Source organism: Streptomyces poonensis, assembly GCF_014650915.1.
GTDB lineage: Bacteria > Actinomycetota > Actinomycetes > Streptomycetales > Streptomycetaceae > Streptomyces > Streptomyces poonensis.
The window spans coordinates 102,957-126,778 of record NZ_BMVW01000015.1 but is presented as its reverse complement, the minus strand read 5'-3'; the positions used below and the strand labels follow the sequence as shown (position 1 = coordinate 126,778).

Here is a 23,822-nt window from a genome sequence, read left to right as displayed (position 1 = left end):
GGGAGGCGATCCAGCCACACTGACGACGACGGGAGAGCCGATGCGTACGCCGCGCCAGCCGTCCCAGCACTCCGAGAATGGCCAGAACTGGTCCTTCATGGATGCTCGCCCTGCTGCGCAGGGTATGTACGACCCCCGCAACGAGCGCGACGCCTGCGGCGTCGGCTTTGTGGCCACCCTCACCGGTGAGGCGAGCCATGCGCTGGTCGAGCAGGCGCTGACGGTCCTTCGCAATCTGGAGCACCGAGGCGCCACCGGCTCCGAGCCCGACTCGGGTGACGGTGCCGGCATTCTCTCGCAGGTGCCGGACGCCTTCTTCCGCGAGGTGGCCGGATTCGATCTGCCCGAGGCCGGCGGTTACGCCGTCGGTATCGCCTTCCTGCCCGAGGACGGCACCGCCGACGCCGTCTCACAGATCGAGACGATCGCCGTCGAGGAGGGCCTCACCGTCCTCGGCTGGCGCGAGGTGCCGGTCGCCCCCGACCTCCTCGGTGCCACCGCGCGCTCCACGATGCCCGCCTTCCGCCAGATCTTCGTCACCGACACCGTCGGCGCGAGCCAGGGCATCGACCTCGACCGCAAGGCGTTCGTGCTGCGCAAGCGCGCCGAGCGCGAGGTCGGCGTCTACTTCCCCTCGCTGTCCGCGCGGACGATCGTCTACAAGGGCATGCTCACCACCGGTCAGCTGGAGCCCTTCTTCCCGGACCTGTCCGACCGCCGCTTCGCCTCCGCGATCGCGCTCGTGCACTCCCGGTTCTCCACCAACACCTTCCCGAGCTGGCCGCTCGCCCACCCGTACCGCTTCGTCGCCCACAACGGCGAGATCAACACGGTCAAGGGCAACCGCAACTGGATGCGCGCCCGTGAGTCCCAGCTCGCCTCGGACCTCTTCGGTACGCAGGAGAACCTGGACCGCATCTTCCCGGTCTGTACCCCGGACGCCTCCGACTCCGCCTCCTTCGACGAGGTCCTGGAGCTGCTCCACCTCGGCGGCCGCTCGCTGCCGCACTCCGTGCTGATGATGATCCCGGAGGCGTGGGAGAACCACGACTCCATGGACCCGGCCCGGCGCGCCTTCTACCAGTTCCACTCCACGATGATGGAGCCCTGGGACGGCCCGGCCTGTGTCACCTTCACCGACGGCACCCAGGTCGGCGCCGTGCTCGACCGCAACGGCCTGCGCCCCGGCCGCTACTGGGTCACCGACGACGGCCTCGTCGTCCTCGGCTCCGAGGTCGGCGTCCTCGACATCGACCCCGCCAAGGTCGTCCGCAAGGGCCGCCTGCAGCCGGGCAAGATGTTCCTCGTCGACACCGCCGAGCACCGCATCATCGAGGACGACGAGATCAAGGCGCAGCTCGCCGCCGAGCAGCCCTACCAGGAGTGGCTGGAAGCCGGCGAGATCGAGCTCTCCGACCTGCCCGAGCGCGAGCACATCGTGCACACCCACGCCTCGGTCACCCGCCGCCAGCAGACCTTCGGCTACACCGAGGAAGAGCTCCGCATCATCCTCGCGCCGATGGCCAAGGCCGGCGCCGAGCCGATCGGCTCCATGGGCACGGACTCGCCGATCGCGGCCCTGTCCGAGCGCCCGCGGCTGCTCTTCGACTACTTCACCCAGCTCTTCGCGCAGGTCACCAACCCGCCGCTGGACGCCATCCGCGAGGAGCTCGTCACCTCGCTGCGCTCCTCGCTGGGCCCGCAGGGCAACCTCCTGGAGCCGACCGCCGCGTCGTGCCGCAGCGTCACCCTGCCCTTCCCGGTGATCGACAACGACGAGCTGGCCAAGCTCATCCACATCAACGCCGACGGCGACATGCCCGGCATGAAGGCCGCGACGCTCTCCGGCCTCTACCGGGTCTCCGGCGGCGGCGACGCCCTCGCCGCGCGCATCGACGAGATCTGCGCCGAGGCCGACGCCGCCATCGACAACGGCGCCCGGCTGATCGTCCTCTCCGACCGCCACTCGGACGCCGAGCACGCGCCGATCCCGTCGCTGCTGCTCACCGCGGCCGTCCACCACCACCTCATCCGCACCAAGCAGCGCACCCACGTGGGCCTGCTGGTCGAGGCCGGCGACGTCCGCGAGGTCCACCACGTCGCGCTGCTGATCGGCTTCGGCGCCGCCGCGGTGAACCCGTACCTGGCGATGGAGTCCGTCGAGGACCTGGTCCGCGCGGGCACCTTCCTCTCGGACATCGAGCCCGAGCAGGCCATCCGCAACCTGATCTACGCCCTCGGCAAGGGCGTCCTGAAGGTCATGTCCAAGATGGGCATCTCCACCGTCGCCTCCTACCGCGGCGCCCAGGTCTTCGAGGCCGTCGGCCTGGACGAGACCTTCGTGGAGAAGTACTTCAACGGCACCACCTCCAAGATCGGTGGCGTCGGCATCGACGTCATCGCCCAGGAGGTCGCCGCCCGCCACGCCAAGGCCTACCCGGCCTCCGGCATCGCTCCCGCGCACCGCGCGCTGGAGATCGGCGGCGAGTACCAGTGGCGCCGCGAGGGCGAGCCGCACCTGTTCGACCCGGAGACGGTCTTCCGCCTCCAGCACTCGACCCGCTCCGGCCGCTACGACATCTTCAAGCAGTACACGGACCGCGTGAACGAGCAGTCCGAGCGGCTGATGACGCTGCGCGGCCTGTTCGGCTTCAAGGCCGGTGTCGACGGCCGTCAGCCGATCTCCATCGACGAGGTCGAGCCGGTCTCCGAGATCGTCAAGCGGTTCTCCACCGGCGCCATGTCGTACGGCTCCATCTCCCGCGAGGCGCACGAGACCCTCGCCATCGCCATGAACCAGCTGGGCGGCAAGTCCAACACCGGTGAGGGCGGCGAGGACCCGGAGCGCCTGTACGACCCGGCGCGCCGCTCCAGCATCAAGCAGGTCGCCTCCGGCCGCTTCGGTGTGACCAGCGAGTACCTGGTCAACGCGGACGACATCCAGATCAAGATGGCCCAGGGCGCCAAGCCCGGCGAGGGCGGCCAGCTGCCCGGCCACAAGGTCTACCCGTGGGTGGCCAAGACCCGTCACTCGACGCCGGGTGTCGGCCTCATCTCGCCGCCGCCGCACCACGACATCTACTCCATCGAGGACCTGGCCCAGCTGATCCACGACCTCAAGAACGCCAACCCGCAGGCCCGCATCCACGTGAAGCTGGTCTCCGAGGTCGGCGTCGGGACCGTGGCCGCGGGTGTCTCCAAGGCCCACGCGGACGTCGTGCTCATCTCCGGCCACGACGGCGGTACGGGCGCCTCCCCGCTCACCTCGCTGAAGCACGCGGGCGGCCCCTGGGAGCTCGGTCTCGCCGAGACCCAGCAGACGCTGCTGCTCAACGGCCTGCGCGACCGCATCGTCGTGCAGACCGACGGCCAGCTCAAGACCGGCCGCGACGTCGTCATCGCCGCGCTGCTGGGCGCCGAGGAGTTCGGTTTCGCGACCGCGCCGCTCGTCGTCTCCGGCTGCGTGATGATGCGCGTCTGCCACCTGGACACCTGCCCGGTCGGCATCGCCACCCAGAACCCGGTGCTGCGCGAGCGGTTCTCCGGCAAGGCCGAGTACGTGGTGAACTTCTTCCAGTTCATCGCGGAGGAGGTCCGCGAGATCCTCGCCGAGCTGGGCTTCCGCTCCATCGAGGAGGCCGTCGGCCACGCCGAGGCCCTCGACGTGACCCGCGCGGTGAACCACTGGAAGGCGCAGGGCCTGGACCTGGAGCCGCTGTTCCACGTCCCCGACCTGCCCGAGGGCGCCGTGCGCCACCAGATCGTCACGCAGGACCACGGCCTGGAGAAGGCGCTCGACAACGAGCTGATCAAGCTCGCCGCCGACGCCCTCGCCGCGACCGCCGCCGAGGACGCCCAGCCGGTCCGCGCCCAGGTCGCCATCCGCAACATCAACCGCACGGTCGGCACCATGCTCGGCCACGAGGTGACGAAGAAGTTCGGCGGCGCGGGCCTGCCCGACGACACCATCGACATCACCTTCACCGGCTCCGCCGGCCAGTCGTTCGGCGCCTTCCTGCCGCGCGGTGTGACCCTCCGCCTGGAGGGCGACGCCAACGACTACGTCGGCAAGGGCCTCTCCGGCGGCCGTGTGATCGTCCGCCCGGACCGGGGCGCCGACCACCTCGCCGAGTACTCGACCATCGCGGGCAACACCATCGCGTACGGCGCGACCGGCGGCGAGCTGTTCCTGCGCGGTCGTACGGGCGAGCGGTTCTGCGTCCGCAACTCCGGCGCGCTGGTCGTCTCCGAGGGCGTGGGCGACCACGGCTGCGAGTACATGACCGGCGGTCACGCGGTCGTCCTCGGCGAGACGGGTCGCAACTTCGCGGCCGGCATGTCGGGCGGTATCGCCTACGTGATCGACCTCAACCGCGACAACGTCAACGTCGGCAATGTGGGCGCCGTCGAGGCCCTCGACGACACCGACAAGCAGTGGCTGCACGACGTGGTGCGCCGCCACCAGGAGGAGACCGGCTCCACCGTGGCCGGGAAGCTCCTGGCGGAGTGGGACACCGCCGTGAACCGCTTCAGCAAGATCATCCCCAGCACGTACAAGGCAGTGCTCGCCGCCAAGGACGCCGCCGAGCGAGCGGGTCTCTCCGAGACCGAGATCACCGAGAAGATGATGGAGGCGGCGACCAATGGCTGATCCCAAGGGCTTTCTCAACCACGGGCGCGAGGTCGCCAAGACCCGTCCCGTCGGCGAGCGTGTCAAGGACTGGAACGAGGTCTACGTCCCCGGCTCCCTGCTGCCGATCATCAGCAAGCAGGCCAGCCGGTGCATGGACTGCGGCATCCCGTTCTGCCACAACGGCTGTCCGCTGGGGAACCTGATCCCCGAGTGGAACGACTACGCCTACCGCGAGGACTGGAGCGCCGCCTCCGAGCGGCTGCACGCCACGAACAACTTCCCGGAGTTCACGGGCCGCCTGTGCCCCGCCCCGTGCGAGTCGGCGTGCGTGCTCGGCATCAACCAGCCGCCGGTCACCATCAAGAACGTCGAGGTCTCGATCATCGACAAGGCGTGGGACAGCGGTGACGTCAAGCCGCAGATCCCCGAGCGCCTGTCCGGCAAGACCGTCGCCGTGATCGGCTCGGGCCCGGCGGGCCTCGCCGCCGCCCAGCAGCTCACGCGGGCCGGCCACACCGTCGCCGTCTACGAGCGCGCGGACCGCATCGGAGGCCTCCTCCGCTATGGCATCCCCGAGTTCAAGATGGAGAAGCGGCACATCAACCGCCGTATCGAGCAGATGCGCGCGGAGGGCACCAAGTTCCGCACCGGTGTGGAGATCGGCCGGGACATCGACGCGGCGAAGCTGCGCCAGCGCTACGACGCCGTCGTCATCGCGGCCGGCGCCACCACCGCCCGCGACCTGCCCGTCCCGGGCCGCGAGCTCAAGGGCATCTACCAGGCGATGGAGTACCTGCCGCTGGCCAACAAGGTCCAGGAGGGCGACTACGTCACCTCCCCGATCTCGGCCGAGGGCAAGCACGTCGTCGTGATCGGCGGCGGTGACACCGGCGCCGACTGCGTGGGCACCGCCCACCGCCAGGGCGCCGCCTCCGTCACCCAGCTGGAGATCATGCCGCGCCCGGGCGAGGAGCGGAACGCGAACCAGCCCTGGCCGACGTTCCCGATGCTCTACAAGGTCACCTCCGCGCACGAGGAGGGCGGCGAGCGCATCTACTCGGCGGGCACCACCCACTTCGAGGGCGACGAGGACGGCAACGTCCAGTGGCTGCACCTCAACGAGGTGGAGTTCGTCGACGGCAAGCTGACCGCGAAGCCGGGCACCGAGCGGAAGATCCCCGCCCAGCTGGTCACCCTCGCCATGGGCTTCACCGGCACGGACCAGGAGAACGGCCTGGTCGAGCAGTTCGGCCTGGAACTGGACGCGCGCGGCAACATCGCCCGTGACGCGGACTTCCAGACCAACGTGCCGGGCGTGTTCGTCGCCGGTGACGCCGGCCGCGGCCAGTCCCTCATCGTCTGGGCCATCGCGGAGGGCCGCTCGGCCGCCCGCGGCGCCGACCGCTTCCTCACCGGCACGAGCGACCTGCCGGCCCCGATCCGCCCGACGGACCGCGCGCTGACGGTCTGACGGCCACACCGAGAACGTCCCGTACAACGGCGTACGGAACACTGCGACGCCCACCCCTGTCCCCGACCGGACTCCGGGTGGGCGTCGTGCTGTCCGGCGCACGCTCGGCGCACGGGAGCCGTACCCGTACGCCGCCGCCCAGGCGGGGCCGTTACGCTCGGCACGCCCTCGCCCGCCACGCCCCATGGAGTTCCGCTTGCCCGCGATCAGCCTCAGCAAGGTCGAGGAGACCGCGCCCGCCCTCGTCAGCCTCTACAAGACCGCGGGAGACTCGCTCGCCGGGAACGGGCTGGTCGCGGAGCGGGCCGCGGTGTACCTCGTCGTCGACCACAGCGGCTCCATGCGGCCGTACTACACGGACGGCAGCGTGCAGGCCCTCGCGGACCGTGTCCTCGGGCTGTCCGCGCATCTCGACGACGACGGCACCGTACCCGTCGTCTTCTTCTCCACGGACGTCGACGCCGTCACGGACATCGCGCTCGCCGGCCACCAGGGCCGCATCGAACAGATCGCGGCCGGTCTCGGGCACATGGGGAGGACCAGCTACCACCTGGCCATGGACGCCGTCATCGACCACTACCTCGACAGCGGCACCGAGCACCCCGCCCTGGTCGTCTTCCAGACCGACGGCGGCCCGGTCAGCAGGCCCGCCGCCGAACGGTATCTGTGCAAGGCGGCCCGGCTGCCGCTGTTCTGGCAGTTCATCGGGTTCGGGGACCCGGACAGCACGCAGTTCGACTTCCTGCGCCGGCTCGACGAACTGCCCGTGCCGGACCGGCGCGTCGTGGACAACGCCGGTTTCTTCCCCGCCGGAACCCACCCGCGGCGGCTCACCGACCGCGAACTGTACGACCGGCTGCTGAACGGGTTCCCGCAGTGGCTGGCGGCGGCGCGGCAGCAGGGCATCGTGCCGTGAGGCGGGCGGCCGAACCGCACCCATTGGCCTGCCGGAGCGCGCGTGTCACCCTGAGGTGAGCCACCGGGGAGGGCGACGCGGATGGACGGCGCACGATCGGTCAGCGGCAGCACGGGCGGCAGCGGCGGCAGGGCGGCGCCCCCACCCAAGGGGGAGCGCCTCGCGGGCTGGGCCGACGGACGGCTCGGCGTGTACACCCTCGCCAAGGCCCACATGCGCAAGGTGTTCCCGGACCACTGGTCCTTCATGCTGGGCGAGATCTGCCTCTACAGCTTCATCATCCTCATCCTCACCGGCACCTACCTCACGCTCTTCTTCGAGGCGAGCAGCGTCGAGGTCGCCTACCGCGGCTCCTACGAGCCGCTCAACGGCATCCTCATGACCAGGGCGTTCGAGTCCGTGCTGGACATCAGCTTCGATGTGCGCGGCGGGCTGCTGATCCGGCAGATCCACCACTGGGCCGCGCTCGTCTTCGTCGCCGGGATGATCGTGCACATGATGCGGGTGTTCTTCACGGGCGCCTTCCGCAAACCCCGCGAGATCAACTGGCTGTTCGGCTGGACCCTGCTGATGCTCGGCATTATCACGGGCCTGACCGGCTACTCGCTCCCCGACGACCTGCTCTCCGGCACCGGCCTCCGCTTCGCGCACGGCGCCATCCTGTCGATCCCCGTCGTGGGGACGTACCTGGCGTTCTTCCTCTTCGGCGGCGAGTTCCCCGGGGACGACATCATCGCGCGGCTCTACCCGATCCACATCCTCCTGCTGCCCGGCATCATGGTGGCCCTGATCGTCGCCCACCTCATCCTGGTCGTCTACCACAAGCACACCCAGTACCCCGGCCCCGGACGCAACCAGCGCAGCGTCGTCGGTATGCCGCTGCTGCCCGTCTACATGGCCAAGGCGGGCGGCTTCTTCTTCCTGGTCTTCGGCGTGCTGGCGCTGATCGGGGCGGTCGCCACCATCAACCCCGTCTGGGCGTTCGGACCGTACCGGCCCGACCTGGTGACGACCGGCGCCCAGCCCGACTGGTACCTCGGCTTCTCCGAGGGACTGATCCGGGCGATGCCGGGATGGGAGATCAACCTCTTCGGCCACACCCTCGCCCTCGGCGTCTTCATCCCCTTCATGCTCTTCCCGCTCATCCTGCTCGCCATCGCCGTCTACCCGTTCATCGAGGCGTGGATCACCGGTGACCGGCGCGAGCACCACATCCTGGACCGGCCCCGCAACCGCCCCGTCCGCACCGGGCTGGGCGTCGCCTGGCTGAGCCTGTACGTGGTCGCGCTGATCGGCGGCGGCAACGACATCATCGCGCTGCGCTTCCATCTGTCGATCAACGCCGTCACCTGGTTCGTGCGCATCGGCTTCTTCGTGGTGCCGGTGCTCGCCTACGTCGTCACCAAGCGGATCTGCCTCGGCCTGCAGCGCCGCGACCGCGACAAGGTGCTCCACGGCCTGGAGACCGGCACGATCAAACGGCTGCCGCACGGCGAGTACGTCGAGGTCCACGCGCCGCTGTCGCAGGCCCGCACGTTCACCCTCACCCAGCACGAGCAGCCGGAGCCCTACGACCCGGGCCCGCGCGTCGACGCAGGCGGCGTCACCCGCCGCGTCAAACCCTCCCAGCGGCTGCGCGCCCGCCTCTCGCGCGCCATGTACGGCCCCGGCTCCCAGATCGCGAAACCGACCCCGGAGGAGTACCGGGAACTCACGAGCGGCGACCACCACTGACGTCTCACACGTCCGTGCCGCCCTCCAGCAGCGCCACGATCTCCGCGTGTCCCGTCTGCAGGTCGTCGCCCGCCACCGTCCTGTCCCCGGAGCGCAGCTCCACCACCACGGTGGTGCCGCCGTCCTCCTCCGGTACCCGCCGCACCGTCACCTCGTGACCGGGTCCGTGCAGACGCTCCAGGGACGCCCGCAGCTCCGCCGCCACATCCCGTACGAGCCAGCGACGGGCCTCCGCCAGCGCCTCGGCACGCGCCCGCGCGCCGTGCTCCAGAAGGGCGCGGACGCAGGACGGCGAGCCCCGGCGGGCGGCCGCCACGAGCGGGGGCTCACCCGTGGGACCGGGCAGATCCGGGTCCGCTCCGGCCGTGAGCAGGGCCGCCACCACACCCGCGTGGCCCCCGCGCACCGCCCATGTCATCGCCGTGAAGCCGCCCTCCTCCGCCAGGTCGGGGGCCGCCCCGGCCGCCAGCAGAGCGCGGACGACTTCGGTACGGCCGGTGCAGGCCGCGCCGCACAAGGGCGAGTCGGTGCCCGAACTCAGCCGGTCGGGACGGGCACCGGCCGCCAGGAGCAGGCGTACGATGCCCGGCTCCCCGAGCAGCGTCGCCGCCAGGTACAGGACCGTCTGACCGTCCTCGTCCGCCGTCTCCGGATCGGCGCCGGCCCGCAGCTGCCGTACGACCGCGTCGTCGTCGCTCTCGTACACCGCCGTGAGGAGGTCCGCCGGCGGTTCGTGCTCGTCGTGCCCGTCTTCCATGTCCAGCGTCTCGTCCGTCTCGTTCATGTCGTGCGAGCGTCGCGCGCGAAGCCCGGTGCGGGCAACGGAATTACGCGACCTCCCCGGCGCAGCGCCCACGGAACCCGCACGGCACTACGTGTCGCACTCCAGCACCGTCCGGCACAGCCCGCACCGGGCCCGGACCCGGCCGCGGACCGGCACCCTGATGCGCTGGTGGCAGGTGGGGCACGGGAAGGACACACGCAGCGGGTCGCGGCCGTCGGGGGAGAACGTGTACGCGACGTCCGGCTGCGGGCCCGGCGGGCGGTGACCCCCGGCGGCGGCCTGGGCCGAACGGCGGTCCCGCGCATACCGGCGGCGGCCCGCCCAGCCCGCCGCGGTCAGCGGCGGCTGCCGCTCGTCGCGCCGCGCCAGGTCCGCGCCCCTGCCGTACGCCGTGTACGCCTGCGGACTGGTGAACCACACCGACGGGTCCTCGCCGAACAGGGACGCCCGCTTGGCGAGGACGTAGCCGAACTCCTCGGGGGTGAGATAGCCCAGCTTCTGCGAGGAGGCGCCGTCCTCCCGGTAGGCGTCCAGGAGGAGCCAGCCCGCGCCCAGATACGCCGCCGCCGTGTCCGTGAGGATCTCGTTGTCGCGGGTGCCCGGGAAGGACAGGCCGAGGCGGTGCAGGTAGACGTGCATCACCTCGTGGGCGAGGGCCGCGCCGATGTCCCGGCGATGGGTGCGGAAACGGTCGTTCAGCTCGATGAAGTACTCGGGCCCCGCCGCCAGCTCGACGCTCGCCGCATGCGTCATCTCCCGGAATCCGATGATCATCCGGGCGTCCGGCAGCCGGTAGTGCCGCACCAGCTCACGGGCCACCCGCTGCGCCCCCAGATACAGGTCGTCGGTGTCACCGAACGCCACGTCGACGGGGGCCACACTGGCGGCGAAGGTCTGGACCGTGTCGTACGAGAGCCGCTTGTACAACGCGGTGATCGACGCCCGCACCGTCTCCAGATGCGGGTAGCCGTGTTGGACAGATCCGCCGTTCGCCACGTCCGCACCCCCACGACGCCTCGACTCGACTCCACTCTAAGGCGGTACCCGGCAACCCTCCCGGGGTCCGCGGCGGACGGTGGCGGAATCACCGCTGCCCCTTCCCCGTACATCCGCGGAAACGCTCGGCACGGCCCCCGCCCCCTGCGATACTCCGCCCCATGGGTACCGAGCAGCATCCCGCCCGCACCGCGTCCCTGCGTGTCGGCCCCAAGGACCGGAAGCTCGCGAACCGCGTCGGCGACGAGCTCGACGCCTTCAACGCCCGCGCGACCGGCGTCGCGGACTGGGAGGACTTCTCCGTACGGCTGACCGACGCCGACGGCAAAGTGGCCGGCGGACTCACCGCCTCCGTCTGGGGCACCCTGTGCACCGTCGACATGCTGTGGGTACGGGAGGACCTCCGGGGCTCCGGCTGGGGCAGCAGGATCCTCAAGGCGGCCGAGGAGGAGGGGACCCGGCGCGGCTGCACCGACATCGCCTTGTCCACGTACACCTTCCAGGCCCCCGGCTTCTACCGCAAACAGGGCTACCGCGAGACAGGCCGCCACCCAGGCGTCCCCGGCGGACACGAGGACGTGTACTTCCACAAGTCGCTGACCACGGCTGAGGACGTCGCCCACCACCGACCGAGGACATCGCCGACCACCGGCTGAAGACCCGCGCCCCGGACCACCGGCCTTCCGCGGATCGGACGCCGCTCGGCGGGCACGGGCGCTCCACGTAGGGTGACGCCCATGACCACCAGCAACAACGGTGCCGTGGCCGGTGACGCCGACCCGGCCGTCCGCGCCGAACTCACCCGCCTGCGGGACAGCATCGACAACATCGACGCGGCCGTCGTCCACATGCTCGCCGAACGCTTCAAATGCACCCAGCGCGTCGGCCACCTCAAGGCCGAGCACCGGCTGCCACCCGCCGACCCCGCCCGCGAGACCCAGCAGATCGCCCGCCTCCGCCGGCTCGCCGAAAGCGCCAAACTCGACCCGGCGTTCGCGGAGAAACTCCTCAACTTCATCATCGCCGAGGTCATCCGCCACCACGAACGCATCGCGGACGACACTGTCAACGGCACGTCCCGTCAAGGGGAGTGACACCGGGCCCCGACAGGAGGCATCCTGCGAGGACTCCGGTCGAGCCGTGGGCACACGCACCACTCCCCGGGCGTGCCGCCCATGCCGATGTGTCCGAGCGAGGGGACGTCGGGCCATGCCGTCGAATGCCGCAATCCTCATCGTCGACGACCACGAGGACACCCTGTACGCCCTGGAGAGCGCCCTGGCTCCGCTGGGCTACCGGCTGACCCGCGCCACCAGCGGCGACGCGGCCCTCAAGGAAGTCCTGCGCGGCCAGGTCGGGCTGCTGCTCCTCGATGTGCGCATGCCCGGCGTCAGCGGCCTCGACGTCGTCCGCTACATGCGCCGCCTGGAACAGACCCAGCACATCCCCATCGTGCTGCTCACCGGCTTCGGCATGGACTCCGAACTCGCCTCCACCGCCTTCCGGCTCGGCGTCGCCGACCTCATCGCGAAACCCACCGACCCCTGGGCCCTGCGCACCAAGGTCCGCTACCTGTACGACGCCTACCGGCGCACCGACGCCCTGGAACGCGAGGTACGCGAACTCCGCGCCCGCGTGCACGAACACCCACCGGAGCGCGACCTGACACCCCCGCCCCACGAGAGCCGCGTGCCCCTCCAGCGCGAACGCCACAACACCGGCCCCCTCCCCGGCCCCGACCGCGCGGAGCAGCCCGCACGGGACCGCACCTGAAACGCACCCACCCGGGGCATCCCGCCCGAGACACCGCCCGGCTCTGTGCCCTGGCGGAGCCATCAGGCAGCATGTCCCCCATGTCCGTACTGACGCGCGACGAAGCGCAGACCCGTGCCCAGCTCCTCGACGTCCACCGCTACGAGATCGCCCTCGACCTCACCCGCGGCGACGACACCTTCGACTCCCGCACCACGATCCACTTCACCGTGCGCGCGGGCCAGGAGACCACGGACACCTTCGTCGAGCTCAAGCCCGACCGGCTGCGCTCCGCCACCCTCGACGGGAAAGCCCTCGACCCCGGCACCCTCACCGGCAACCGGCTCCCCCTGAAGGACCTCACCGAGGGCGAGCACGAACTGCGCGTCGACGCCGCCATGCGCTACTCCCGCACCGGCGAGGGCATGCACCGCTTCACCGACCCCACCGACGGCGAGACCTACGTCTACACCCAGTTGTTCATGGACGACGTCCAGCGCGTCTTCCCCGCCTTCGACCAACCCGACCTCAAGGCGGTCTTCGAGCTGACCGTCACCGCCCCCGAAGGCTGGACCGTCCTCACCAACAGCATCACCGCACGCGACGACGACGGCACCTGGCGCGCCGCACCCACCCCCCTCATCTCCACCTACCTCGTCGCCGTCGCCGCCGGCCCCTGGCACTCCGTCACCACCGAGCACCGCGGACTGCCCTTCGGCATCCACTGCCGCCGCTCCCTCGCCCCCCACCTCGACGCCGACGCCGACGAAATCCTCCGCATCACGCGCGCCTGCTACGACCGCTACCACGAGAAGTTCGACGAGCCCTACCCGTTCGACTCCTACGACCAGGCCTTCGTCCCCGAGTTCAACGCCGGCGCCATGGAGAACCCCGGCCTCGTCACCTTCCGCGACGAGTTCGTCTTCCGGTCCGCCGTCACCGACACCGAACGCCAGACCCGCGCCATGGTCATCGCCCACGAGATGGCCCACATGTGGTTCGGCGACCTCGTCACCCTCAAGTGGTGGGACGACATCTGGCTCAACGAGTCCTTCGCCGAGTACATGGGCTACCAGACCCTCACCGAAGCCACCCGCTTCACCGACACCTGGGTCGACTTCGGCGTCGCCCGCAAGGCCTGGGGCTACGACGCCGACCAGCGCCCCTCCACCCACCCCGTCGCCCCCGAAGCCGTCGACGACACCGCCTCCGCCCTTCTCAACTTCGACGGCATCTCCTACGCCAAGGGCGCCTCCGCCCTGCGCCAGCTGGTCACCTGGCTCGGCGAGAAGGACTTCCTCGCCGGCATCAACACCCACTTCGCCCGCCACAGGTTCGCCAACGCCACCCTCGCCGACTTCATCGACTCCCTCGCCGCCTCCACCGACCGCGACGTCCACGCCTGGGCCGACTCCTGGCTCCGCACCACCGGCGTCGACACCCTCACCCCGACGATCACCCCGGGCGACAACGGCCCGAACAGCCCGTACACCCTCACCGTCGACCACCACGGCACCCGGCCCCACCGCATCGCCGTCGGCCTCTACGACCGCGACCTCGCCGACGGAACCCGCCTCGTCCTCCGCGAACGCCTCGAAGCCGACGTCCCCGACAGCACCCCGCGAACCATCGGCAAGCGGCCCGCGCTGCTCGTCCTCAACGACGGCGACCTCACCTACGCCAAGATCCGCTTCGACCACGACTCCTTCACCACCGTCCGCGACCACCTCTCCGGCCTGCCCGAACCGCTCACCCGCGCCGTCGTCTGGAACGCCCTCCGCGACGCCGTACGCGACAGCGACCTGCCGCCCACCGCCTACCTGGACGCCGCCCGCACCCACCTCCCCCACGAGACCGACCTCGCACTCGTCCAAGGCGTCCTGTCCTTCGCCTCCGCCCAGATCGCCGACCGCTTCCTGACCCCGGACGCCCGCCCCGCCGCCCTCGCCACCCTCACCGACCTCTGCCGCGACCTCATCCGCCGTACCGAGGACGGCTCCCACCCCGGGCTGCGCCTGACCGCCGTACGCCACTTCATCGACGTCGCCGCCCACCCCGACACCATCGCCGCCTGGCTCGCCGACGGCACCGTCCCCGGCGGCCCCGAACTCGACCCCGAACTGCGCTGGCGCATCCTCGGCCGGCTCGCCGTCCTCGGTGCCACCGACGAGGCCGCCATCGCCGCCGAACTGGCCCGCGACCCCAGCGCCACCGGCCAGGAAGGCGCCGCACGCTGCCGCGCCGCACTGCCCGACCCCGCCACCAAGCGCCGCGCCTGGGAGGAGATGTTCACCTCCGACCAGCTCTCCAACTACCTGTTCACCGCCACCGCCCAAGGCTTCTGGCAGCCCGAACAGGCCGACCTGCTCCGCGGCTACGTCGAGCGGTACTGGACCGACGCGGTCGCCCTCGCCGCCCGCCGCGGCCCCGCCATCGCCGAGGCGGCGGGCCGCTGGGCCTTCCCCGCGTACGCCGTCGACACCGGCACCCTGGACCTCGGCGAGACCTGCCTGCGCGACGCCGGCCCGATCCCCGCCCTCCGCCGCAAGCTCATCGACCAGCTGGACGACCTGCGACGGGCGGCACGGGTGCGCGAGACACACGCGCCGAGCACGTCCTGAGCGGACCGGACACGACAGGACCGCGCGCGTGCGGCCCGGACGCGGACCGACAGATCCGTGCCCGGCCCGCACGCACGCGGCCCGGCAGGCACGGCGGCGAGCGGCTGCCGCGGAGGGCACGGCGGTGTGCGGCACGCCGCGGGCGGAGCCGTGGAGAGCTCAGCGGCCGGCGGACGCCGCGGTGCCCAGGAGCCGCACGATCACCGGCCGCAACTGCCGCACCGCGACCAGTACTTCAGCTCGCCCTACACAATTTCTCCGCACGGCAGTACCCCCCTCCGAGTCCGATCGTTGTGCTCTCCGGGCGCGCCGCACCACGGCGCGTACACGCCGAGACCCCCAGACCGCCGCGCGCCCGGAGGAGCCCATGAGCACACCACCCCAGGAGCCCGAAAACCCCCGCGACCTGGTGGGCATCGGCATCGGCCCGTTCAACCTCTCCCTCGCCGCCCTCGCCCATCCCCTCACCGACTTCGACGCCGTCTTCTACGAACAGCGCCCCGCCTTCGACTGGCACCCCGGCCTCCTCATCGACGGCACCACCCTGCAAGTGCCGTTCATGGCCGACCTCGTCACCCTCGCCGACCCCGCGAACCCCTGGTCGTTCCTCAACTACCTCAAGACCCGCGACCGGCTCTTCCCCTTCTACTTCGCCGAGCGCTTCCACATCCAGCGCGCCGAGTACGACGCCTACTGCCGCTGGGTCAGCGAGAACCTCCCCGGACTGCGCTTCGCCCACCAGGTCGACGCGGTGCGCTGGAACCCCGACCACAGCCTGTTCGAGATCGACTTCACCCACCTCGACGACACCGGCGAGGCACAGGCCCTGGGCCGTACGTACACCAAGAACGTCGCCCTCGGCGTCGGCACCGCCCCCTACGTGCCCGACCCCCTCAAACCCCTCGTCGAGGCCCCCGGCGTGCCCGTCATCCATGCCGCCGACTACCTCCGCGAACGCGAGCGCCTCATCACCGCACCCCACGTCACCGTCATCGGAGCCGGCCAGTCCGGCGCCGAGATCTTCCTCGACCTGCTGCACGCCCGCCCCATCGGCCACGAACGCATCCACTGGCTCGCCCGCACCGAGGCCTTCGCACCCATGGAGTACTCCAAACTCGGCCTGGAACACTTCACCCCCGACTACAGCCGCTACTTCCACGCCCTCGCCGAATCCACCCGCGACCGGCTCGTCGCCTCCCAGTGGCAGCTCCACAAAGGCATCGGCGCCGACACCCTCGCCGCCATCCACGACGAGCTCTACCGCCGCACCCTGCACGGCGGCTGGCCCGACGCCGTCCTCACCCCCGGCGTCCTCGTCCGCACCGCCGGCCGGATCGCCAGCACCCGCATCGAACTCCACCTGGAACACATCCAGCAGGGCACCCGCTCCCGCCTCAGCACCGACGCCGTCGTCCTCGCCACCGGCTACCGCGAACGCCCCCTCGACCGCATGCTCGCCGGACTCGACCCCTACATGCAGCGCGACAACTCCGACCGCCCCTGCGTCGACGACCGGTTCCGCCTCGTTCTCGACCCCGCCGTGACCGGCTCGATCCACGTCCAGAACGCGGCCATCCACGCCCACGGCGTCGGCACCCCCGACCTCGGCCTCGCCGCCTGGCGCAGCGCCACCATCCTCAACTCCGTCACCGGGCAGAACCCCTACCCGCTGCCCGAACGCACGGCCTTCACCACCTTCGGCCTCGCCCAGCACCAGGCGTTCCAGGTGCCGTCGGCACGCCGGCCGCGGACACTGCTCCCGCTGGTGGAGAGGTAGAAACGAAGCGGGGCCCCGGAGAACCGGGGCCCCAGCGGACCGGCGAGCGGACGAACCGCCGTTCCTTCTTCGACGAGAATCAGAACACCGGCGTCCCGTCCCGCGTCAGCCTCCAGTCCACCGACGCGAAGTCCTTCGGGTCCAGCACACCCTTCGCCGTCACCCACTCCGCGATCCGCGTCCGGATCTCCGTCGACTCCGCCCACACCTCCGTCGCCGACGCGACATGCGGGAACGCGCCGCCGCCGTTCGCCCGGTAGTTGTTCACCGCGAACACGAACCGCTGCGCATCGTCCAGCGCCGTACCGCCGTACGTCAGGTTCTTGATCCGCGAACCCGCCGGCTGCGCGATGTCGATGTCGTACTGGACGCCCGACACGTAGTCGTAGTTGTAGTCCGGACGGTTGCCCGCGTTGGTCAGCTTGTTCACGTCCACGGCCGCACCCGCCGCCGTCTGTACGTAGTACTCAGCCGAGTACTCCAGGTACGCCCGCACCTGCGCACCCGTCATCACCTTCGCGACCAGCGTGTTGTCGTACACGTACAGGCTCGACAGGTCCCGGATCGTCACCTCGCCCGCAGGAATCTGAGACGTCCGCGAGAACGGCGACGCCTGCGACAGCACCGGCAGCGCCGCGTACTCGGTGCCCGCAAGGGCCGCCTTGACGACGTCCTCCTGCACCTTGTTGATCAGGTCGATGATCGGGGCGTCCTTGTAGCGGGCGTCCACCGTCGTCAGTGTCTCGGTCGCCGAACCGACGACCTGGTTGACGTACTCGACGACCTTCGCGTGCTCGTCCCCCAGCAGCTTGGTGATCTTCGGGTCGTCGGCGACCGTGTTCGAGTTCCGCAGCGACGCCTTCACCGACTCGACCTGCCAGCGGCCCTTCTCGAAGACCAGCTGGAAGTCGAACAGCGTCAGCCGCTCCGCGTAGCACAGCGGCTCCGACAGCACGACCGTCTTGCCCGTCTTGTCGTTGGTGACCAGCAGCTCCTCGATCTCCGCGTGCGCGTGACCGACCAGGATCGCGTCGATCCCGGGCACCTGCTTCGCCACGTTCGCCGCCGCGTTCTCGACGTACGGGAGCTGGTCACCGTACGACGACGTGCCCGACGACCCGGAGTGCGCCGACACGACGACCACGTCCGCGCCCATGGACTTCAGCTTCGGCACCCACTTCGCGGCCTGCTCCTCGAGACCGGGGAACTTCAGCTTGCCCTGCACATACGCCTTGTCCCAGATCGCGATGCCCGGGTTGGTCAGGCCGAGGACGGCGACCTTGACCGGCGGGGCACCCTCCACGTGGAACTTCTTCATGAAGTACGGCGGGAAGGCCGGCTTCAGCGTCTTCGCGTCCACCGCGTTGGCGCCCAGCAGCGGGAAGTCGCACTGCGACTCGAACTTCCGCAGCGTCTCGATGCCGTAGTTGAACTCGTGGTTCCCGAGCGCCACCGCGTCGTACCCGATGGCGTTCATCGCCTGCGCCATCGGGTGCACCGGGCCGCCCTTGGCGGTGATCGGGTCCACCTTCGCGTAGTAGTACGTCAGCGGGGTGCCCTGGATCGTGTCGCCCGCGTCCAGGAGGAGGGTGTTGCGGCGGCCCTTCTCCTTGCGGACCTGGTTGATCAGCGTCGAGACACGGGCCAGGCCCTTGGCGTTGCCCGCGGTGTCCGCGTACTCCGCGTCCTTGAAGTAGTCCCAGTTCATGATGTTGCCGTGCAGGTCCGTCGTGCCCATCACGGTCAGCGCGTACCGCTTCGGCTTCCGGCCGTGCCCGCCGCCCTTCCCGTGGGCCTCGGCGGCCGGCGCCGCGACGCCGCCGGCCAGCGCGACACCCGCGCCGGTCACGGCGGACCTCTTCAGAAACCTGCGGCGGTTCAACGGCATGACGGGTACTCCTAGGAGAAGATCGATGACGCGCGTAGACAAGAAACGTGCGTGGACGCGCGCGGAGCGGGACACCGACGCGTGAACGCGCGTAGATTCTGACCCGCTGATCACAAGCAGCAACAGACCTCCCAGGTTGCGATCTGGTGACCACCAAGACCCCGGAGGGGCCGCCAACCGGGCCACCGGTGACACAGTGGGACGTATGACCTCCCACCCGGAGCACCAGCCGACACCCGCCGCCGCGGACCACCGCCACCCGGCCCCCTACGCCACCCCCGACGCCCCCCGCATAGCCGTCCGCGGCGAAGCCCACCTCGAAGTGGACCCCGAGATCGCCCGCATCGGCATCACCATCAGCGCCCGCGGCAGGGACCGCCGCACCGCGCTCGACGACCTCACCCACCGCAACGCCACCGTCCTCGACCTCATCAAGACCTACGGGGAAGCCGTCGAACGACTGGAGACCGGCGCCTTCGCCATCGCCCCCGAACTGACCGCACGCGGCCGCGGCGAACGCGTCCGCACCTACCACGGCCGCGTCCACATCACCGCCGAGCTCACCGACTTCACCGCCCTCGGCGAACTCACCACCCGCCTCGCCGACCTCGATCTCACCCGCGTCGACGGCCCCTGGTGGGCCCTGCGCCCCGACTCGCCCGCCCACCGGCAGGCCCGCCGGCAAGCCGTCCGCGAAGCCGTCCAGCGCGCCCGCGAATACGCCGAGGCCCTCGACACCACCCTCGCCGCACTGATCGAGATCGCCGACGTCGGCGCCGACAGCGCACAGCCCCCCTACCCGCCCCCGGCCCCCGGCGTCATGCGCTCCCTGGGGTACGGCGCGGCGGCCGAGGCCACCGCCGCCCCTCTCGACCTCGAACCGCAACGGCAGCACGTCTACGCACACGTCAACGCACGCTTCACCATGGCACCCCCACGCCTGTGAAAAACGCGGCCGGGCGCCGGCCGGTACGCTCATCGGAGCAATGGGCTGCACACTTAAACGCTTGTCAACAACCCTTCATCCAAAGGCCGTTGAGTAGTCACGCCCGACCAATTCCCTACCGGCCGGTAAGCCCTAGTGTCGAACTCATGCGCCGAGCAAAGATCGTCTGCACTCTGGGGCCAGCCACCGACTCATACGACCAGATCAAGGCTCTGGTCGACGCCGGAATGGATATCGCCCGCTTCAACCTCAGCCACGGCACGTACGCCGAGCACGAGGACCGCTACCAGCGTGTGCGCAAGGCCGCCGACGAGACCGGCCGCAGCGTCGGCCTCCTCGCAGACCTTCAGGGCCCGAAGATCCGACTCGGCCGCTTCGCCGAAGGCCCTGTACTTCTCGAACGCGGCGACCACTTCACCATCACGGTCGAGGACGACGTCGAGGGCGACCGCCACACCTGCGGCACCACCTACTCCGGCCTCGCCGAAGACGTCACCCCCGGCGAACGCGTCCTCGTCGACGACGGCAAGGTCACCCTGCAGGTCACCGAGGTCGACGGCCCCCGCGTCCGTACACGAGTCGTCGAAGGCGGCTTCATCTCCGACCACAAGGGACTCAACCTCCCCGGCGTCGCCGTCTCCGTCCCCGCCCTCTCCGACAAGGACGAAGCCGACCTCCGCTGGGCGCTCCGTACCGGCTTCGACGTCATCGCCCTGTCCTTCGTCCGCAGCGGACGCGACATCGAGGACGTCCACCGCATCATGGACGAGGAGGGCCGCCGCCTCCCCGTCATCGCCAAGGTCGAGAAGCCGCAGGCCGTCGACAACATCGACGGCATCGTCGCCGCCTTCGACGGCATCATGGTCGCCCGCGGCGACCTCGGCGTCGAAATGCCCCTGGAACAGGTCCCCCTCGTCCAGAAGCGCGCCATCAAACTGGCCAAACGCAACGCCAAACCGGTCATCGTCGCCACCCAGATGCTCGACTCGATGATCGACAACTCGCGCCCCACCAGGGCGGAGGCATCCGATGTGGCGAACGCCGTCATCGACGGCACGGACGCCGTGATGCTCTCCGGCGAGACCAGCGTCGGCAAACACCCCATCGAAACGGTCCGCACCATGGCCCGCATCGTCGAAGCCGCGGAAGAGGACCTCCTCGCGAAGGGGCTCTCACCCCTGACCGAGCAGAACAAGCCCCGCACCCAGGGCGGCGCCGTCGCCCGCGCCGCCGCCGAGATCGGCGACTTCCTCGGCGCCAAGTACCTCGTCGCCTTCACCCAGTCCGGCGACACCGTCCGCCGCCTCTCCCGCTACCGCTCACCCATCCCGCTCCTGGCCTTCACCCCCGAACCGGCCACCCGCTCCCAGCTCAGCCTCACCTGGGGCGTGGAAACCTTCCTCGGCCCGCACGTCGACTCCACGGACGCCATGGTCAACCAGGTCGACGAACTGCTGCTCCGGTACGGCCGCTGCCAGAAGGGCGACATGGTGATCATCACGGCAGGCTCCCCTCCCGGAGTCCCCGGCGGAACGAACATGGTGCGCGTCCACCACATCGGCGAGGGCGACAGCCTCCGCTAGCCGTACGGCGACCAGGGCCCCTCCACGCCGAGGGGCCCTTTCTCGCACTCCCTTACGATCATCCGCGTGTGCGCAGACGTCATCGTCGCCGAAGACGACGAGAAACAGGCCGAACTCATCCGCCGCTACCTCGAACACGAAGGCCACGCGGTCACCGTCGTGGGAGACGGCCTCACCGCCCTGGAACGGATCCGGCACCACACCCCCGACCTCCTCGTCCTCGACGTGATGATGCCCAGAGCCGACGGCCTCGACGTCGTCCGCGTCCTCCGCGCCGAACACCGCGACCTCCCCGTCCTCATGCTCACCGCCCGCACCACCGAGGACGACCTCCTGCTCGGCCTCGACCTCGGCGCCGACGACTACATGACCAAGCCCTACAGCCCCCGCGAACTCATGGCCCGCGTCCGCACACTGCTGCGCCGCACCCGACGGCCCGCGGACCCCGACCCGGACCCCGAGCCCGACACGGACACCCCCCTCGCGGTCGGCACACTCGTCATCGACCCCGCCCGGCACGAGGTGACGGCCGACGGCAACCCCATCGAATGCACACCCGGCGAATTCCGCATCCTCGTCGCCATGGCCACCGAACCAGGACGCGTGTTCACCCGGCAACGCCTCCTCGAAGAACTCCACGGCTTCGACCGCTACATCGGCAACCGCACCGTCGACATGCACATCTCCAACCTGCGCAAGAAGATCGAACCCGACCCCCGGCGACCCGTCCGGCTGCTCACCGTCTTCGGCGTCGGCTACAAGATGGCGGACCCCGGAAAGAGCACACGACGTGCGGCACCGTAACCGCGACGGACGCACCCGGCCCCCGCTCCGCAAAAGCCTCCTCGGCCGCCTCCTGCTCATGTCCGCACTCGTCGCCGCCTGCTCCGTCACCGCAACGGCCTGGCTCGCCTCACAGACCACCTCCGGCGCCATCAAGCAACAACAAGGACGCGACCTCACCGCCGACACCCGCATCTACAACACCCTGCTCGGCTACGCCGCCGGACACCCCCACTGGAACGGCGTCCAGGAAACCCTCCACGACCTGGCACAGCAGTCCGAACGCCGCATCGTCCTCACCACCCAGAACCGGCAGCTCATCGCGGACTCCACGGACCACACCACCCCACCGGAGCTACCACCCCAGGCATCCGCGGTCGTCGATCCCCTCTCGGTCGACACCACCCTCACCGAAGCAGCCGGCACGGCCAACCGCATCGACCCACGAGCAGTCGGCCCCTTCTCCCTGCCCACCACCGAACGAAAAGCGCTGCGCAAAGCCGCCGACGACAACGTGGCCTGCCTGAGCCGCCTCGGCATAGCCGCCGACGTCGTCCAGGCACCCAGCGGACGCCCCCGGATCCAGGTGGTCGGCACCCACACCACCGCCCCTCGCGACACCGGCTGCGACACCGACACCCTGGACCGGCCCACGAACACCGAACAGAAAGCCCTCACAGCACTCAACGAACTGGTCGACGCCTGCCTCGACCGCCAGAACCGCCCCGGCATCCAGCTCAACCTCGACTTCTCCTGGGCAAGAGCCGGCACGAGCGCATACGACCTCGCCACGACGCCCGCCCCCACCCTCGCCCCCACCCTCGCCCCCAGCCCCGTCCCCTCCGTCCCCTCCGAACGCACCGGCATCGACAGCGAAGCCGCCCGCGCCGCCGCCTCCTGCGTCGACACCAGCCGCCGCGAACAACTCGGCTCCTACGTCGCCGCACCCGCCCTGCTGTTCATCACCGACCCCAGCGGCACGACCGTCCCCGGCTTCGACCTCTCACCCGCCAACACCGCACGCATCGCCGGAGTCGCCGCCATCGTCCTCGCCCTCACCGTCGGCGCCTCACTCCTCGCCGGAGCCCGCCTCGTCCGCCCCCTCCACGCCCTCACCGGCGCCGCCCAGCGCATGCGGGACGGCGAAGAACCCGAAACCGTCCCCGTCCCCGAGGACAACGAGATCGGACGCCTCGCCGCCGCCTTCAACGACATGTCCGCCCACCGCGCCCGCCTCGAAGAACAACGCAAGGCCATGGTCAGCGACGTCGCCCACGAACTCCGCACCCCGCTCAGCAACATCCGCGGCTGGCTGGAAGCGGCACAGGACGGCCTGGCCACCCCCGACCCCACCTTCGTCTCCTCCCTCCACGACGAAGCCGTCCAGCTCCAGCACATCATCGACGACCTCCAGGACCTCGCCGCCGCCGACGCGGGCGCGCTACGGCTCCACCGCGAACCCGTCCACATCGACGAACTCCTCGCCCAGGTCGCCGCCGCCCACCAGGCCGGAGCGGACACCGCCGGTGTGACAGTGGAAGTGATCACCGCGGAACGGGCGCCCACACCGACGGCCGACCCCGTCCGCCTGCGCCAGGCCATCGGCAACCTCGTCTCCAACGCCATCCGCCACACCCCCGCCGGAGGACGGATCACCCTCCACGCCTACGGCACCCACGACGGACAGGAAACCGTCATCGACGTCACCGACACCGGCACCGGCATCACGCCCACCGACCTCCCACACGTCTTCGACCGCTTCTGGCGCGCCGAGAAATCCCGCAACCGCCGCACCGGCGGCAGCGGCCTCGGCCTCGCCATCGTCAGGAAACTGGCCGAGGCCCACGGCGGCACCGTGAGCGCCACGAGCACGAAGGGGGAGGGCTCGGTCTTCACCCTCCGGCTCCCGACGGCTCCCGACGAAGGACCACAGTGACC

Annotated in this window: 16 protein-coding genes; 13 read left to right on the top strand and 3 right to left on the bottom strand. The window is 70.5% G+C overall.

Going from position 1 to position 23,822, the window contains the following annotated elements; all coding sequences use genetic code 11:
- The first annotated feature begins 40 nt into the window (after positions 1-40).
- From gltB to qcrB, 4 genes are all read left to right on the top strand, one after another.
- Entirely contained in the window at positions 41-4,651 is a 4,611-nt protein-coding gene (gene gltB, locus IE242_RS29125; RefSeq protein ID WP_189864475.1) for a glutamate synthase large subunit, read from the top strand.
- Entirely contained in the window at positions 4,644-6,104 is a 1,461-nt protein-coding gene (locus tag IE242_RS29120) for a glutamate synthase subunit beta (RefSeq protein ID WP_189864473.1), read from the top strand. The genes gltB and IE242_RS29120 overlap by 8 nt, the downstream gene beginning before the upstream one ends.
- Positions 6,105-6,300: 196 nt before the next feature.
- On the top strand, positions 6,301-7,020 hold the full coding sequence (locus IE242_RS29115) for a vWA domain-containing protein (RefSeq protein ID WP_189864471.1): 720 nt from the start codon (positions 6,301-6,303) through the stop codon (positions 7,018-7,020).
- A gap of 81 nt (positions 7,021-7,101) precedes the next feature.
- The gene (qcrB, locus tag IE242_RS29110) at positions 7,102-8,754 is read left to right on the top strand and encodes a cytochrome bc1 complex cytochrome b subunit (RefSeq protein WP_189864469.1); all 1,653 of its coding nucleotides are present in this window, start codon (positions 7,102-7,104) and stop codon (positions 8,752-8,754) included.
- Positions 8,755-8,758: 4 nt separating this feature from the next.
- Here qcrB and IE242_RS29105 read toward each other — a convergent pair whose 3' ends face one another.
- Together IE242_RS29105 and IE242_RS29100 are read right to left on the bottom strand one after the other, a co-directional pair.
- Entirely contained in the window at positions 8,759-9,538 is a 780-nt protein-coding gene (locus tag IE242_RS29105; RefSeq protein WP_229859602.1) for an ankyrin repeat domain-containing protein, read from the bottom strand.
- An 87-nt stretch (positions 9,539-9,625) separates the two neighbouring features.
- The gene (locus tag IE242_RS29100) at positions 9,626-10,534 is read right to left on the bottom strand and encodes a hypothetical protein (RefSeq protein WP_189864467.1); all 909 of its coding nucleotides are present in this window, start codon (positions 10,532-10,534) and stop codon (positions 9,626-9,628) included.
- 161 nt (positions 10,535-10,695) lie between these two features.
- On the opposite strand from IE242_RS29100, the gene IE242_RS29095 reads away from it, so the two are divergent.
- The 5 genes from IE242_RS29095 (at position 10,696) to IE242_RS29075 (ending at position 16,684) form a co-directional block, all read left to right on the top strand.
- Positions 10,696-11,190, top strand: coding sequence for a GNAT family N-acetyltransferase (locus IE242_RS29095; RefSeq protein ID WP_189864464.1), 495 nt, complete (start codon positions 10,696-10,698; stop codon positions 11,188-11,190).
- An 81-nt stretch (positions 11,191-11,271) separates the two neighbouring features.
- Positions 11,272-11,628 carry a chorismate mutase gene (locus tag IE242_RS29090; RefSeq protein WP_189864462.1) on the top strand — a complete coding sequence of 119 codons (357 nt, stop codon included), beginning with the start codon at positions 11,272-11,274 and terminating at the stop codon, positions 11,626-11,628.
- A gap of 115 nt (positions 11,629-11,743) precedes the next feature.
- On the top strand, positions 11,744-12,307 hold the full coding sequence (locus tag IE242_RS29085; protein WP_189864460.1) for a response regulator: 564 nt from the start codon (positions 11,744-11,746) through the stop codon (positions 12,305-12,307).
- A 71-nt stretch (positions 12,308-12,378) separates the two neighbouring features.
- Positions 12,379-14,907: an aminopeptidase N gene (gene pepN / locus IE242_RS29080; RefSeq protein WP_189864458.1), complete on the top strand. Its 2,529-nt coding sequence runs from the start codon at positions 12,379-12,381 to the stop codon at positions 14,905-14,907.
- Between the two features lie 367 nt (positions 14,908-15,274).
- Entirely contained in the window at positions 15,275-16,684 is a 1,410-nt protein-coding gene (locus IE242_RS29075; RefSeq protein WP_189864456.1) for a lysine N(6)-hydroxylase/L-ornithine N(5)-oxygenase family protein, read from the top strand.
- 79 nt (positions 16,685-16,763) lie between these two features.
- Here IE242_RS29075 and IE242_RS29070 read toward each other — a convergent pair whose 3' ends face one another.
- Positions 16,764-18,572, bottom strand: coding sequence for a 5'-nucleotidase C-terminal domain-containing protein (locus IE242_RS29070; protein ID WP_189864454.1), 1,809 nt, complete (start codon positions 18,570-18,572; stop codon positions 16,764-16,766).
- 205 nt (positions 18,573-18,777) lie between these two features.
- Between IE242_RS29070 and IE242_RS29065 the strand changes: the two genes are divergently transcribed.
- From IE242_RS29065 to IE242_RS29050, 4 genes are all read left to right on the top strand, one after another.
- Complete coding sequence (locus IE242_RS29065; RefSeq protein WP_189864452.1) at positions 18,778-19,518, top strand: SIMPL domain-containing protein; 741 nt, start codon at positions 18,778-18,780, stop codon at positions 19,516-19,518.
- 146 nt (positions 19,519-19,664) lie between these two features.
- Positions 19,665-21,101 carry a pyruvate kinase gene (gene pyk / locus IE242_RS29060; RefSeq protein WP_189864450.1) on the top strand — a complete coding sequence of 479 codons (1,437 nt, stop codon included), beginning with the start codon at positions 19,665-19,667 and terminating at the stop codon, positions 21,099-21,101.
- Between the two features lie 66 nt (positions 21,102-21,167).
- Positions 21,168-21,905 (top strand): response regulator transcription factor, encoded by a 738-nt coding sequence (locus tag IE242_RS29055; protein WP_189864448.1) that lies wholly within the window; start codon positions 21,168-21,170, stop codon positions 21,903-21,905.
- 58 nt (positions 21,906-21,963) lie between these two features.
- A complete protein-coding gene (locus IE242_RS29050; RefSeq protein WP_189864670.1) occupies positions 21,964-23,820 on the top strand; it encodes a sensor histidine kinase in 1,857 nt (618 codons plus the stop codon).
- Positions 23,821-23,822 lie beyond the last annotated feature (2 nt).